We start from the raw sequence: 13,819 nt of genomic DNA on the forward strand, positions 1-13,819 counted from the left end.
GTAATCATGTCCCAGACAGAGTAATAGCCCGGTCCCGATGGTGGTCCTGAAAACAAGCCAGGTTTCGGTGGCGCACTGACAGGCGGTACTTTTGAAAAATCATACTTGCCGTTATTTGTTGTCTGAGTTGACGTGGCATCCTGGTTCGATGCGTGCGTCTGAAAAACCAGGCCTGCCGTACCGGCGAAACAAAGACAAAGTATCAACGACCACCTGGATAAACTTGCTACCAAATCGGCTTTTTTGCTAACTGAGGATGTCAGTAAAAAAGCTAAACGGATAGGCGAATGCATTTAAAATGAACTCCTGTAGTTAAAATATCTATTTTGAACATTAATTCGCATAGCAAAGCTGAATATATAAAATCACTTTGTAATGATGATGAACAACTCAAACCGCATAACGGGGTTTTTGTTGTTTTATTTGATTAGTGAGAGGTAATGGCTCAAATCCTTCGGCTTACTGTGAGTGGGGATTTTACCTGAAGTATGAGTCAAATGCCTTGAATTGATTGATCTTTTTCTTGTTAAATGTCACTATGTCGCATGCTGGTCATTGTAAATTATTCAATTGTTATTCTAACGTGCTGATATTGCGTAACTATATTTATGAGCATTCTGTGTTGCGTATTTACAACTAATAATGAATTTCCAATACCCTGTCCTTGATGCCATTGCTTTTTTTATATTGAGCAAGCGTGTTGCCATCAATAATTTGGCTTTACTTCTAAACCGAGCTTTCTGATTCTGTTACAGAATAAATCAAACCATGTTTTATCCACTCGGGATAGGGATTCTGATTCAGGTTGAAAAGAAGGCCGTATAATTCCATAGACTAAAACGCCTTTCAAAGGAACACCTTCTTGCAGTAAGCTGTCAACAAATTTGAGATAAGCTGCGGTTTCCTTCTCCGAAGGCGGTTGAGCATTCAGGTTGAAAACACATGTCTGTAACCAGGTGGGGCATGCTGAGGCAGACAGACTGATGTTTTCACGCACCTGCCTGAGGCTCATGCGCGTGTTGTTGATGCGTAAACGACCTTCGCGCGTTGCGCTGTCTAGCTTAAACCAGACTTCACCATTCAGACAGGCCATCTGCTTAAGTCCGGCTAATACATGAGGCCGGTTGATCAGGCTGCCATTGGTAATCAATACCAGCTTCAAGTTTTCGGGTAAGGGAAATTCCTTTTTTACGCGTCCGATCAGTTCAATTACCTGTTCAAACTCTTTGGCGCTGGTGGGTTCGCCGTTCCCCGATAAGGCAATATCCTTAATGGTGCGCGCCTCGGGTGGCACTTGTGTCTGCATAAAATTGCCGCACACTAATTCCTGCAAAAAACCACGCAACTCGATTTCCAGTTTTTCCAGAATAATAGGTGGTGCGGCGCCGCGAGTGAGATCGGGAACCTGGCAATAAATGCAACGCCAGTTGCAGGCGTTATTCGGGTTCAGATTAATGCCGATCGACACACCGCCTGCGCGGCGTGAAACGACCGGATAAACATATGTCAAGCCGACTTTGTCACGACTGTGATCAGATGTGTTCAATGGTTTGGATACTTGCTGCAACGATAAAATCCTGCCAAAATAATTTGTAATGTTAAAATTGCACGTATGTTAATTACACGCAAGCTGGAATTTGATGCCGGTCACCGTATATCAACGCATAACAGTCAGTGCCGTCATTTACACGGGCATCGTTATGTGATTGAAATCACGCTGTCTGGTAATATTATCTCCGAGAAAGGTGTTGCACAACAAGGGATGGTGATGGATTTTTCCGAAGTTAAACGAATTGCCAAAAGCGCTTTAGTCGATAAATGGGACCACGCTTTTCTTGTTTATTCCGGTGATGCGCCTGTCATGCAGTTTCTGCAGTCATTGGAAGACCACAAAACTGTCGTGCTGGATGTGCAGCCGACAGCTGAGAATCTTGCCGTGATAGCATTCGGTATCCTAGATGAAGCCTACCAGGATATCTATGGCAATCACCTTCAACTCGAGCAAGTGCGGTTGTTTGAAACACCCAATTGCTGGGCTGACGCCATCCGCGGCGCCCATTGATCATACTGAACTGTTTACTTAAAAAGAATGTTTATTGATTCGCATTGCCACTTGGATTTTCCCGATCTTGCCCATAATCTGGATGTGTTACTCGATAAAATGCGTGAAAATCAAGTTACTCATGCTTTATGCGTCAGCGTCAATCTGACTGATTTTCCGCGTGTTCTGGCGCTGGCGCAAGCGCATGATAATCTGTTCGCTTCGGTGGGGGTCCATCCCGACTACGAAAACCAGGTCGAACCGGACGCCCATCAACTGGTTCAACTGGCTGATCACCCCAAAGTGATTGCGATAGGCGAAACCGGCCTTGATTATTATCGGCTGCAAGGTGATCTTGAATGGCAGCGTGCGCGCTTTCGACAACATATCCGTGCCGCACGGCAATGCAATAAACCATTGATTATTCACACGCGCTCCGCTGCAGATGATACATTGCGTATTATGCGCGAGGAAGGTGCCGATCAAGTCGGCGGTGTGATGCATTGCTTCACGGAAAGCTGGGAAGTGGCAAAACGGGCTATCGATATGAATTTTTACATTTCCTTTTCAGGTATCGTCACTTTTAAGAATGCCGTTGCATTAAAGGATGTTGCCAAGAAGACACCGCTGAATCGAATGCTCATTGAGACCGATTCGCCCTATCTTGCTCCCGTGCCTTACCGTGGCAAACTGAATCAGCCGGCGTTTGTTCTTCATGTTGCTGAAGAGATAGCCCGCTTACGCGCGGTAAATCTTAACGAAATCGCAGCGGCTACAACGGCTAACTTTTTTAGATTATTCAAACTGCCCACTCTCGTGGGATGAGCGGATAAACAACTGCCTGCTGACGTCATCAGTTGTTGCGTAATCACAGACTGCGTTTTTTACGCGCACATTTATAATGAGATTTTTGCCGTTCAGAATGCAGTATATAGACGCTAATCTATTGTTTTGAAAGCAACAATATATTCGGTAATGAGTTTAATGCCGATTCTTTCACCGATGTCATGGTTGTGGTGACTGGATACCAGGGAAAGTACTTTGCGACCACTTGTTAATTGCAAAGTATATAAAATTTCAGCTCCCTTGAATGCTTTGTGCGTCACAGTGGCCAGTAACGAGCTTGCATGGTCATGTACAATGGTATCGGGGCGCATCAATACATCGACTATGTTGTTTTTAGCGAAAGTTAACGGTTCTGGACTTTTCAGGATGCCCAGTTCAATTTCAATCTGTTGTGAATCAATAACTTTACCGGGAAGAAATACGCCTTGGCCGATAAAGTCAGCAACAAGCCGATTGGCGGGGCGGTGATATAAATTGTAGGCTGTGTCCCATTGTTGAATATTGCCATCAAACATGACACCAATCTTGTCCGCGATGGCAAATGCTTCAGACTGGTCATGCGTTACCAGAATTGCGGTGGCTCCCTGATTCTTCAGGATGTCGCGTACTTCCAGACTTAATTGTTCACGCAAGCTTACATCCAGATTGGAGAAAGGTTCATCCAGCAGGAGCAGTGCCGGCTGCGGTGCCAAAGCGCGCGCAAGTGCGACACGTTGTTGTTGTCCGCCGGAAAGTTCATGTGGATATTTTTTGGCAACATTCGAAAGCTGCACGATATGCAGCCATTCTTCAACACGTGCATTGCGTTCGGATCTGGCTAGTTTATGCAGGCCAAAGCCGATGTTAGCTTCAACGTCAAGATGTGGAAACAATGCGTAATCCTGAAAAACCATGCCGATCTGCCTTTTCTCCGGCGGTATGGCTGATTTGGCATCGCTGACGCAGCGGTTGTTGATCAGAATTTCACCGTCTGAAATCGATTCAAACCCGGCAATACAGCGCAATGCCGTAGTTTTGCCACAACCGCTGGGACCTAAAAAGCAACCGATCTCACCTTTCCACAACGACAATGACAAGTCATTAATTACATGATGTTCGTCGTAGCTTTGTCGAATGTGAGTGAGTTGCAGTAGCGCGGTATTCATATTGTTTTCTTCTCATTACAACGCGAAATTACGTAGGTTCTTATGGTTGTTTTTATGGACTTTCTCAATCTTAACGGGTCCATATGTTGTGTGGATGAGTGTGATAGATAATTAAGGTTAACAGACTTGCAGCATATGTTAACAGAAGGTGGTGTTAACCGGGGCGGGTTTGGTATGTTGACAGATCGGAGAATGTTTGTAACCGTAAGCCTATCCGGCTACGGCATGCTCTTTTGGTTGTAAAGCAGGAATCTGATTGTTAAATGAAAAAAAATTACAAACAGGTATATTATTATAAGTGTTTATGCTAAAACCACAACACGATACAGTTTTGGCACCGAAGCGAGAAAATCTGTTCATTCAATTATTTTATTAATGTTATTCCCGTTTATATGAAAGAAGCAATAAACTCACAATTGCCGATTATCGGATGGCGGGAATGGCTTGCATTGCCAGACTTAAAAATTCCTAAAATTAAGGCAAAAGTGGATACCGGTGCGCGAACATCGGCATTGCATGCATTCTGGATTGATGCATATAGTAAAAACAATCAACAATGGATCAGGTTTGCAATGCATCCTATTCAAAATAATATAGAGAAAGTTGTTGAGTGTGACGCGCAAGTAAAAGACAGACGAATAGTGGCTGATTCCGGGGGACATAAACAGCTTCGTTATGTCATAGAGACGCCCGTGTGTCTGGGGACTTATGTTTATGTCGTGGAATTGACGTTGACGCAACGTGATATAATGAAATTCCGCATGCTACTTGGCCGTACTGCGATCAATAATCGTTTTCTGGTAAATCCCGGCGCTTCCTATTTGCAAGGAAGACTTTAACAATAGCTGCTACGCTTATCACAACAATCTGTCAAAGCCAGTCCAGTCGTTTATGGAGTCTGCTGCACATAAAACCCCGATGCTCTAGTATTGTGCGCGTATATAAATAACAAAGAAAGGCCCAAGGAGTCAGTCATGAAAATTGCAATTCTATCGCGTAACGCAAAACTTTATTCTACCAAAAGGCTTGTGGAAGCGGCCACTGAGCGTGGTCATGAAGTAAAAGTGCTGGATGTGCTGCGCTGCTACATGAATATTACAGCGCATAATCCGAGGATTCATTACCGGGGAGAGGTGCTCACTGGGTTTGATGCGGTGATCCCCAGAATTGGTGCTTCAGTTACTTTCTACGGTACCGCAGTGTTGCGGCAGTTCGAAATGATGAATGTTTTTCCACTGAACGAATCCGTTGCTGTGACACGTTCAAGGGACAAGTTAAGATCTTTGCAGTTACTGGCCAGAAAAGGCGTTGGCTTGCCGGTAACCGGTTTTGCGCATAATCCTGACGATATTGATGACCTGATTTCTGCAGTTGGCGGTGCCCCACTTGTGATCAAGTTGCTGGAAGGCACGCAAGGAATCGGTGTGGTGCTTGCTGAAACCGAGAAAGCGGCAGAAAGTGTTATTCAAGCTTTTATGGGTTTAAATGCGAATATCATGGTACAGGAGTTTATTAAAGAGGCAGGTGGAAGCGATATCCGCTGTTTTGTTGTGGGAGACAAGGTGGTTGCTGCAATGAAACGTCAGGCACTTGAGGGTGAATTTCGATCTAATCTGCATCGCGGTGGACAGGCGACTTTGGTGCGGTTAACGCCGGAAGAACGTTCAACAGCCGTCAGAGCAGCAAAAATAATGGGGCTGAATGTGTGCGGTGTTGATCTGTTACGATCGAATCATGGACCAGTCATCATGGAAGTCAATTCTTCTCCCGGTTTGCAAGGGATTGAAACGGCCAGTAATAAAGATATTGCTGCGCTTATTATTCAGTTCATTGAATCTAGAATCAAGTCGCTTGAAAATACATCGGATCGGTCCAAAACGCGCGGCAAAGGGTAATATGGTTTCTGAGCTTATTATCAATGATCTGACCATTGATCCAGACTGCCAGATTACAATTGATTTGCCGTTGCCCAGACTTTATACCCATACTCTGATGACCATGCCGGTTCATGTGATACGTGGCAAAAAACCGGGGCCAAGATTATTCGTGAGTGCAGCCATTCATGGCGACGAGCTCAATGGAGTAGAAATTATCAGACGGTTATTGAAGCAACCTGTCTTAAGCAAATTACGAGGCGATCTGATCGCCATTCCGATGGTGAATGTTTATGGCATTATCCATCATTCACGATACTTGCCTGACCGGCGTGATTTGAATCGGTCTTTTCCTGGATCAAAAAAAGGCTCTTTGGCTGCCCGTATTGCTGATTTATTTATGACAGAGATTGTAGAAAAGTGTACGCATGGAATTGACTTGCACACAGGTGCCATTCATCGCAGTAACTTACCACAGATTCGCGCAAATCTTGATGATGCGGAAACGATGTCGTTAGCAAAATCATTTCACGTGCCGGTTCTGCTGAATGCAAATTTTCGCGATGGCTCGTTACGGGAAGCTGCCTCAGAATACGGTATTCCAATGTTGTTATACGAAGCTGGTGAAGCACTAAGATTTGATGAAGTTTCTATCCGGGCAGGACTTCGCGGCATTTTAGGGGTCATGAGAAATATGGATATGCTTCCAACCGGTAGAGGTCGCAAAGATTCTGAAAATGAACCTTTTATAGCCCGATCCAGTCAGTGGGTTAGGGCACCAAGGAGTGGTATTTTTAGAGTGGCAAAATCCTTGGGGGAAAAAATTAAATTTAAAGATACACTGGGCACGATTAACGATCCAGTTTCAAATCTAGAAGTACCAGTAATTTCTCCCTGTAGTGGCTTAATTATCGGTCGCTCCGAATTGCCATTGGTTCACGAAGGTGAGGCCATTTATCATATCGCACAATTTGAAGATAACCGTGATGTGGCGGAACATATAGAAATGTTTCATGAAAGTATTTCGCCAGAGTTTAAACCTGTGGTGGTTTAACAATACTTGGTAGAGTCTTAACCAGGATACAGGAATGCAAACCGTCATAATCCATTTGAAACAGAAACATTACGGGACGTCCACTGTTGGAATAGCGCCGCTATGCTAAACAGATTGGAAAAAATGCTGTAAAGTAGATTTTAAATACGCGTTAAAGGAATATGAAATTTTCCTTTATCTGACTAACCGTTCCAATATCCGGATGTGTATTGATCCACGGTATGCCGGAAAAATTCAATAAAAGGACATGTTATCTTGCGCTATTACTCAATTGTTGATGAGTTCGTTGTTGCAGGCTTGATTGTAAATTTTATTAACTATCTGGAGGAATTGTCATGATTACTGTCAATAGAAATAACAACACGGATAACTTCAAGATGAATTATATGCTTTGTATTGCGAATATGCTTACAGTGCTTATTGCAGGCCTGATGCTCGCAGCTTGTGGAAGTACGCCCGTCCATGAGAGCCGCTATGCTAGTGTTCAAAAGCAGATTAAAGAAGCTGAAGCAGTGAAAGCCGATGAGTTCGCGGGGGGCGAGCTTTATGAGGCACAAAAAAAATTTGAGGACGCCCGCAAGGCGGATAAAGATGGAGAGCGTGAAAAAGCTCTGCGGTTACTTAAGGAAGCCGAATTACATGCACAATTAGCGGAATCACAGACGATGAGTGCACGCGCGCAAAAAGTGCTTGATGAGGTTAGTATGGGTTTAAAAACATTACAGAACGAATTAAATCGTTAGCAGTTTTTTGTATTAACAGTTTAACTTTCTCAAAGAAATTATAGAAACAATAACGACATGTAATGTAAGGAGTTCGTCATGAATATTAAGTTTATTTTAATTTTACCTATATTATTTCTGCTTATTTCCTGTGCCAGCAATCTACCTAATCAGCAGTTGAGCGAGGCTGAGAGTAAATATAAATCGGCACACATGATAAGCGGCATTCAAAATTCAGCTGCACAAAGAATGGGCGATGCTAAAGAAGCCCTCGAGAAAGCAAATAAACTGCAGGCAGATAACAAGCCGAAATATTTAGTAGATCATTTTGCACTTGTCTCGATTAAAAATACAGAAATTGCGCAAGCACGTCATCAACTAAAACAAATTGAACAAGAAACTGAACAAGCAAAGGAAAAACGTCAGCAACTACTTCTCGAAAGCAGAACAACCCAACTTCGCGACGCCAGAATGGAGGCGATGCAGCTCGCTTCTCAGCTTGATGCATTGAAAGCAGAGCAAACTGAACGCGGCATTATTATGACACTGGAGAATATCATTTTTGCATTTAACAGTGCCATGCTTCAGCCAGGCGGTGAAATAACTGTTTCGCGTATTGCCAAGTATTTAAACGATTATCCCAATCGCAGTGTGTTAATTGAAGGTTTTACAGATGACATTGGCAGCGATGAATATAATTTGAAACTTTCCAAACAACGAGCTGAGTCCGTTCAGCGGGCCTTGATCAAACATGGCGTCAGCCCTCGGCGGATCAATACCGTTGGTTTGGGAGAAGCTTATCCTGTCGCCCCTAATACGACCGAAGCGGGGAGGCAACAGAACAGACGCGTAGAGATTGTTGTTGCTAATGAAGATGGCAAACCAATCTTGAGTCGCTAATTGTTCATCGATAGTGAAACGGGTTTGTGGCAACAGAATTAACCCTGTCAAAAGTTTGAACACGCACCTAATATCGATTGTGGTCTGCTTGGCTTTGGTACTTTGTCTGGAGAAAGCGATTGCGGCTGACCAAATGCAAAAGGTGGGAGCCGTTGAGCGCAAGGCTGAAATATTGGAGCAGAAAGCTGCGACCAGCGATGGTACGCGCCCTGCTTCGGCCAAGACTATCACGAGCCCTGAAGCACAACTGGTTGATCCAGATGGCGAAGAACCTTTGGATGATGCGTTGTCATGCCTTGCACGCTCCATTTACTGGGAAGCTAGGAGCGAAGGGACTGCCGGCATGCAGGCTATCGCGAATGTAGTAATGAATCGACTTGGTCACGAGGATTTTTTTGACACGATCTGTGATGTCGTCATGCAAGGCGGGGAACAGGGAGTCTGTCATTTTTCGTGGTGGTGCGATGGCCGTTCGGATGATGCACTAGAGGAGAAATCTTATGCACTTGCCAAGGAAATCGCACGTAAAGCGCTCAATCAGCAGCTCTCGGATATGACCGGTGGTGCACTGTATTTCCATCACCACACAGCAATACCCGATTGGGCCTCGGAATTTATCAAGACTGTGAAGATAGGCGAGCATATTTTCTATAAACCACCCACTGTTGTCACTGAGGCAGGAAACTAGTTCTTATTCCAGGCGATCTTTAGCGCGCTTTTAGGTGTTATACAACAAAGAAGGCCATATTTTTAGCGAAATATACCTGCTTGTCAGATTAAATTCGGGCGAATCTATATGATTGGAAATAACCGCATGAATACAAGATCGTTACGTTCGATTTATCAGCTTAAAGTTACGCTGAAAAATTTTCGCCCACCGATATGGCGTCGGTTTTTACTTTCCAGTACAACCAATCTGGGAGAAATGCATCATGTTTTGCAGATTGTCATGGGGTGGGCAAATGCGCATTTACATGAATTCGTAAAAGAAAATGAGCGGTACGGTGAACCGGAAATCGAATTTCCTCTGGACATTCATGACGAAACTGAATTTCGTCTGGATCAGATATTAAAGCAGGAAAAGGAAAAGTTGATTTATAACTATGATTTTGGCGATGATTGGCAACATGAAATTTTGTTGGAAAAAGTGTTGCCTTTTAAACATGATGCCGTCCTGCCGATATGCATTAAAGGGAAACGAGCCTGCCCACCTGAAGATGTGGGTGGTGCGGTCGGATATGCAATGTTTCTTGAAGCTGTGTCAGATTCTTTGCATCCGGAATATGCAGCAATGCGTGAGTGGGCGAATGGTAATTTTGATTCGGCGTTTTTTGACCTGGATGCAGTAAATAATCTGTTGCATGAGTATTGTGGGCGTAAGCGTTAAAATATTGATGTTATTAGCATCGTCTATTTCAGTAAGATATTTCTGTGATAGTTGCGCTTTAATGTGACGGGTTATGGGAACGTTAACATGAATTTAAATATGGATTTGACTGCACAGCAGCACCGCTATCGTGGTGTCCGCAAAGTAACACTAATCGGCTCTGCTGTTGATTTTTTGCTGGGCGTTGCCAAAATTATTGCGGGCTGGATGGCCAATTCTCAAGCATTGATTGCGGATGGTATTCACTCTTTTTCCGATCTGCTTACTGATTTCTTTGTGCTTTATGCCGCCAAGCATGCCCATAAAGAGGCCGATGAAGAACATCCTTATGGGCATGGCCGCATTGAAACGTTGGCGACGGTAGGATTGGGAATTGTTTTGGTGGGAATTGCCTGCGGAATCGCCTATGACTCTGTACATCGGCTCAATGAACCAGAAATTTTATTAGTGCCCGGTGGATTGGCATTAGCTGTTGCGGTTGTGTCGGTTGTCTCCAAGGAGTGGGTTTATCGTTATACCGTTGCGGCCGCGCGCCGTTTGCGGTCTGACATGTTGATGGCAAATGCTTGGCATAGTCGTTCGGATGCAATTTCTTCGATTGTTGTTGTGCTGGGTATTGCCGGCACCATGTATGGCTACCCTTATTTGGATGCGGTGGCTGCGGTAGTCGTTGCTGCCATGATTGCAAAAATCGGCTTTAATTTGGTGCGCTCCAGTACGCGGGAACTGATTGATACGGCGCTTGATCGAGATGAAGTGGATGCTATCCGTAGACATATTTTTGATGTCAAAGGTGTGCGTTCGGTTCACATGTTGAGGTCGCGTAAAAGTGCCGGTGACGCTTTCGTCGATGTACATATTCAGGTTGATCCGCTTGTCAGTGTGTCGGAAGGTCATCAGATCGGCGATGCTGTGCGGCGACGGTTGCTGGATGCCGTTGATGTTGTCTCAGATGTAACGGTGCATATTGATCCGGAAAATGATGAGTCCGGGTCACCATGTGACAATTTGCCGCACCGCGAAAAAATAATCGAAGCACTTAAACTCTGCTGGCCTCAAATACCCGCTTCTGCGATTGATGCCGTCACGTTGCATTATTTGTCCGGTGAGATCCAGATTGAACTGGATCTGCCCATCTGGATATTGAGCGATTTGAACGAAGCCACAGAACTGGTGAATGAACTCAGAAAGGCTTCTGATACATTGCCTTATGTCAGTGATGTGCAGGTGCGATTCAAAATTTAACAAGCGGATAGACTTTTCCAATGTGCGCGTCAAGTCGCTTGCTATTTGAATTAAGTGACAGGCTTGTCAAAAACACGATTTTATAGCTTGCTGCAAGCTGTGTGCGTTTTTTATTAAAAATAAATTTAAGCAATCAGGTGTGGTGACGGCGTTTTTGTATCTCGTCAGCTGTGTCAGTTAATATTTTATCTGAAGTATTTTTAAATAGAGTTGAGTTTGCTCAGACAGTTGGAAGCATTGAAATGTTTTCTTCTTGTCTTCGGGTGTGCCGTCAACAAACTCAATGAAATAAAGATGCTACTGCATTGCGAATTCCCTGTTTTCGAAAAAAACAGGGAAGCGTGTATCCTTGATTAACTTCATCACACCTTTTGATACGAGATGATAGCCATTTTTTTGACAGCCTGCTCACTTTTACCTTCCCTGGTATGAATCACGCGTTCTGTTTCCATATCCACGCCCAATATAACGCAATTATGAACTTTGCGGGTCGATGTTCCATCAGTGCTATGCTGAAGTATGTCAGCACGCAACGTTTCGCTTATCCAGCATTTTTCGTTCATTCATGATCAATGCAATGTCTCAAGCAATAGAGTAAATCCGTTTTTGGTATGTGTTTACGGTATAGCTATATTGAGACATGGCACGGTGAGATCTTGGTTTGGAAAACAGTGTAATGTAGATACAGGTATGCTTGAAGAGATCAAGAAGGCGCTGCTATTTCCAATATTGTTCTACTGTAACGTATATACCTCACCCACTACGATTCACATAGAGCTTCAATTTCTTTAAATAAAATTCCAGATGGTCTGGTCAAATGGTATAACAACTGATCACTTAACCCAGAGATTGCACTTAGTTGATTATACAAATCTAAAGCAATTTTAGTTAGCTAAAAGATACCAGAAGTATAGCGTTCTATTATTGTGCAGTGTATGTTACCTGTTTTTTTAACATCAAGATCAGAGAAGAAATGCTTAAATTTTATGGTTATAAAAAATGCGGCGCTTGTCGTAAGGCTGAGAAATTTTTACAACAAGCAGGAATTCCTTTCGAATTTGTCGATATTATGGAGAATCCTCCATCAACAAATGAACTGAGCGCTATTGTGGAGCTTGCTGATACGCCGGTAAACAACTTTTTTAATACAAGTGGCGTGCAATACCGTGAATTAAAACTAAAGGAAAAGATGCCCGTACTTTCAAATCGAGAAAAGCTAGCATTGCTAGCTGGCAATGGTCGCCTGATTAAAAGGCCATTAATTACCAACAAAGAACATGCAACTGTGGGTTTTAATGAAGAACAATTCAGTAAGATTTGGCGCTAAACAACTGGTTCAAGCACGCTACTTAATTGAATCTTTTTTGTTGGCTTGACTGATTGTTGAAAACCAGTTTGCATTGTTATACGATGTGCAAAACGTATTGGTGTCATTACCATGGGAAACTGGCGGACTAATTACCAGGGGACTTTATCGTAACATCCTAACAGTGGGTCACTATTCTGGCAACGAGTCAATCATCGCTATGCTACAGCGAGCGATAATTTTGACCGCTGAACTCTCTTAGGGTACTGGTCTGCATATTTTCTCTCAACCATACGTATCTAACGCCTGCTGGACTTAATTCAATCTGGTGATTTGCTTTGAGTTGAGTAGTCTGCGGCCCTTGTATATGGTTTGGCGTGACACACCGCTAATTCGGGCTGCTTCAGCTATATTTTGCAGTGTTTCAGCAAGCGCTATCGCATCGACTTTCTTTTATATTTCCAGATCCACCATAGAAGGCCTGGTTGGTTCAACAACTTCGGATACTGCAAGGTGCCTCGCAGCAAAATATGCGATGAAACCGTCATCACAAGACTTTCTGATTTCGATTTTTTGTTTCGCAATAGAATGCTTGAGGGGTGATTCAATTAAGTAAAACTTATTGCCATAGCTAAACGTGTGGTTATGCCTGATTTTCCGATATTCTTTCAAGACAACAAATATTTTCTAAATTGATGTGCTCAGGGATTGACGTGAACTCAGAGGTGTCATTTTTAGAAATAACCTGGATGTGACTGCGCCAAAATGTTGGAATAAAAACATCCTGAAAATAGCGATTAGCGTTATCCATATCTTTGATTTTATTGAGTCTTAATTCAGAAATGAGTCTGTCCTGGAAGGTATTGAATGAACGTTCGATTCTCCCTTTTCCTTGCGGCGAATCAGCAAATATGATTCCGATGCCTAACTCGTCACAGGTGCGTTGCATTTGTTAATGCCGCAAAGTTACTCAACAAATCCTGTTGAACCATTGAGCGATATCTCCCAAAATATCAGAAAGCGGGCATACAGTTCGTCTTGCAAATACTCTTAAGGTTGGCGAATAATTTTATTCGATAAATTAAACTAATATTCTGTAATAAATTGAATTTTTCGAAAATTCAATTAAAATCCCTACACTATAGGTGGAGATTTTATGACAAATGACTTGACTTTATATATCAAGGTCGACTAGCCTGTTGGATACAGTGAAAAAGGCGCCTATGGGGGTGTCAATAGCTGTTGCAAAAAGAGCAGTACTAATTAATTAGTATTAAGAACAAGAGAAGTAGTAGTGTT

The 13,819-nt window shown here is 43.3% G+C and carries 15 protein-coding genes and 1 pseudogene; 11 read left to right on the forward strand and 5 right to left on the reverse strand.

Annotated features, from left to right (window positions below):
• Positions 1–293 (reverse strand): annotated as a pseudogene (locus C8R11_RS15195) (alginate export family protein); the annotation flags it as partial.
• Positions 294–706: 413 nt separating this feature from the next.
• Positions 707–1,567, reverse strand: a complete 861-nt coding sequence (locus C8R11_RS15200; RefSeq protein ID WP_107796439.1) for a radical SAM protein — start codon at positions 1,565–1,567, stop codon at positions 707–709.
• A gap of 45 nt (positions 1,568–1,612) precedes the next feature.
• Between C8R11_RS15200 and queD the strand changes: the two genes are divergently transcribed.
• A complete protein-coding gene (gene queD / locus C8R11_RS15205) occupies positions 1,613–2,062 on the forward strand; it encodes a 6-carboxytetrahydropterin synthase QueD (RefSeq protein WP_107796440.1) in 450 nt (149 codons plus the stop codon).
• Between the two features lie 27 nt (positions 2,063–2,089).
• A complete protein-coding gene (locus tag C8R11_RS15210; protein ID WP_107796441.1) occupies positions 2,090–2,866 on the forward strand; it encodes a TatD family hydrolase in 777 nt (258 codons plus the stop codon).
• A gap of 113 nt (positions 2,867–2,979) precedes the next feature.
• On the opposite strand, the gene C8R11_RS15215 is transcribed toward C8R11_RS15210, so the two are convergent.
• Positions 2,980–4,032 carry an ABC transporter ATP-binding protein gene (locus C8R11_RS15215; protein ID WP_107796442.1) on the reverse strand — a complete coding sequence of 351 codons (1,053 nt, stop codon included), beginning with the start codon at positions 4,030–4,032 and terminating at the stop codon, positions 2,980–2,982.
• Between the two features lie 392 nt (positions 4,033–4,424).
• On the opposite strand from C8R11_RS15215, the gene C8R11_RS15220 reads away from it, so the two are divergent.
• The 8 genes from C8R11_RS15220 to C8R11_RS15255 all read left to right on the forward strand — a co-directional run bounded on the left by C8R11_RS15220 (position 4,425) and on the right by C8R11_RS15255 (position 11,214).
• Positions 4,425–4,871, forward strand: a complete 447-nt coding sequence (locus C8R11_RS15220) for an ATP-dependent zinc protease family protein (RefSeq protein ID WP_107796443.1) — start codon at positions 4,425–4,427, stop codon at positions 4,869–4,871.
• Positions 4,872–5,006: 135 nt separating this feature from the next.
• Positions 5,007–5,927: a 30S ribosomal protein S6--L-glutamate ligase gene (rimK, locus tag C8R11_RS15225; protein WP_090703266.1), complete on the forward strand. Its 921-nt coding sequence runs from the start codon at positions 5,007–5,009 to the stop codon at positions 5,925–5,927.
• A 1-nt stretch (position 5,928) separates the two neighbouring features.
• On the forward strand, positions 5,929–6,960 hold the full coding sequence (locus tag C8R11_RS15230) for a succinylglutamate desuccinylase/aspartoacylase family protein (protein ID WP_107796444.1): 1,032 nt from the start codon (positions 5,929–5,931) through the stop codon (positions 6,958–6,960).
• A 335-nt stretch (positions 6,961–7,295) separates the two neighbouring features.
• The gene (locus tag C8R11_RS15235; protein WP_107796445.1) at positions 7,296–7,703 is read left to right on the forward strand and encodes a DUF4398 domain-containing protein; all 408 of its coding nucleotides are present in this window, start codon (positions 7,296–7,298) and stop codon (positions 7,701–7,703) included.
• A gap of 78 nt (positions 7,704–7,781) precedes the next feature.
• Positions 7,782–8,582: an OmpA family protein gene (locus C8R11_RS15240; protein ID WP_107796446.1), complete on the forward strand. Its 801-nt coding sequence runs from the start codon at positions 7,782–7,784 to the stop codon at positions 8,580–8,582.
• A gap of 79 nt (positions 8,583–8,661) precedes the next feature.
• Positions 8,662–9,270, forward strand: coding sequence for a cell wall hydrolase (locus C8R11_RS15245; protein WP_244907724.1), 609 nt, complete (start codon positions 8,662–8,664; stop codon positions 9,268–9,270).
• Positions 9,271–9,396: 126 nt separating this feature from the next.
• Complete coding sequence (locus C8R11_RS15250; protein WP_090703288.1) at positions 9,397–9,969, forward strand: plasmid pRiA4b ORF-3 family protein; 573 nt, start codon at positions 9,397–9,399, stop codon at positions 9,967–9,969.
• An 87-nt stretch (positions 9,970–10,056) separates the two neighbouring features.
• Positions 10,057–11,214: a cation diffusion facilitator family transporter gene (locus C8R11_RS15255; RefSeq protein ID WP_219908630.1), complete on the forward strand. Its 1,158-nt coding sequence runs from the start codon at positions 10,057–10,059 to the stop codon at positions 11,212–11,214.
• 362 nt (positions 11,215–11,576) lie between these two features.
• On the opposite strand, the gene C8R11_RS15260 is transcribed toward C8R11_RS15255, so the two are convergent.
• Positions 11,577–11,777, reverse strand: a complete 201-nt coding sequence (locus C8R11_RS15260) for a hypothetical protein (RefSeq protein ID WP_107796448.1) — start codon at positions 11,775–11,777, stop codon at positions 11,577–11,579.
• A 410-nt stretch (positions 11,778–12,187) separates the two neighbouring features.
• On the opposite strand from C8R11_RS15260, the gene C8R11_RS15265 reads away from it, so the two are divergent.
• Positions 12,188–12,541 carry a Spx/MgsR family RNA polymerase-binding regulatory protein gene (locus C8R11_RS15265; RefSeq protein ID WP_107796449.1) on the forward strand — a complete coding sequence of 118 codons (354 nt, stop codon included), beginning with the start codon at positions 12,188–12,190 and terminating at the stop codon, positions 12,539–12,541.
• A 622-nt stretch (positions 12,542–13,163) separates the two neighbouring features.
• On the opposite strand, the gene C8R11_RS17210 is transcribed toward C8R11_RS15265, so the two are convergent.
• The gene (locus tag C8R11_RS17210) at positions 13,164–13,469 is read right to left on the reverse strand and encodes a hypothetical protein (RefSeq protein ID WP_219908631.1); all 306 of its coding nucleotides are present in this window, start codon (positions 13,467–13,469) and stop codon (positions 13,164–13,166) included.
• Between the last annotated feature and the right edge of the window lie 350 nt (positions 13,470–13,819).

Origin of the sequence: Nitrosomonas aestuarii (assembly GCF_003046585.1) — a bacterium.
GTDB lineage: Bacteria > Pseudomonadota > Gammaproteobacteria > Burkholderiales > Nitrosomonadaceae > Nitrosomonas > Nitrosomonas aestuarii.

Excerpts from the sequence above, each read along its gene's own strand:
- queD (WP_107796440.1), top strand. The coding sequence starts at position 1,613 with ATGTTAATTACACGCAAGCTGGAATTTGATGCCGGTCACCGTATATCA.
- C8R11_RS15210 (WP_107796441.1), top strand. The coding sequence starts at position 2,090 with ATGTTTATTGATTCGCATTGCCACTTGGATTTTCCCGATCTTGCCCAT.
- C8R11_RS15215 (WP_107796442.1), bottom strand. The coding sequence starts at position 4,032 with ATGAATACCGCGCTACTGCAACTCACTCACATTCGACAAAGCTACGAC.
- C8R11_RS15220 (WP_107796443.1), top strand. The coding sequence starts at position 4,425 with ATGAAAGAAGCAATAAACTCACAATTGCCGATTATCGGATGGCGGGAA.
- rimK (WP_090703266.1), top strand. The coding sequence starts at position 5,007 with ATGAAAATTGCAATTCTATCGCGTAACGCAAAACTTTATTCTACCAAA.
- C8R11_RS15230 (WP_107796444.1), top strand. The coding sequence starts at position 5,929 with ATGGTTTCTGAGCTTATTATCAATGATCTGACCATTGATCCAGACTGC.
- C8R11_RS15235 (WP_107796445.1), top strand. The coding sequence starts at position 7,296 with ATGATTACTGTCAATAGAAATAACAACACGGATAACTTCAAGATGAAT.
- C8R11_RS15240 (WP_107796446.1), top strand. The coding sequence starts at position 7,782 with ATGAATATTAAGTTTATTTTAATTTTACCTATATTATTTCTGCTTATT.
- C8R11_RS15250 (WP_090703288.1), top strand. The coding sequence starts at position 9,397 with ATGAATACAAGATCGTTACGTTCGATTTATCAGCTTAAAGTTACGCTG.
- C8R11_RS15255 (WP_219908630.1), top strand. The coding sequence starts at position 10,057 with ATGAATTTAAATATGGATTTGACTGCACAGCAGCACCGCTATCGTGGT.
- C8R11_RS15260 (WP_107796448.1), bottom strand. The coding sequence starts at position 11,777 with ATGAACGAAAAATGCTGGATAAGCGAAACGTTGCGTGCTGACATACTT.
- C8R11_RS15265 (WP_107796449.1), top strand. The coding sequence starts at position 12,188 with ATGCTTAAATTTTATGGTTATAAAAAATGCGGCGCTTGTCGTAAGGCT.
- C8R11_RS17210 (WP_219908631.1), bottom strand. The coding sequence starts at position 13,469 with ATGCAACGCACCTGTGACGAGTTAGGCATCGGAATCATATTTGCTGAT.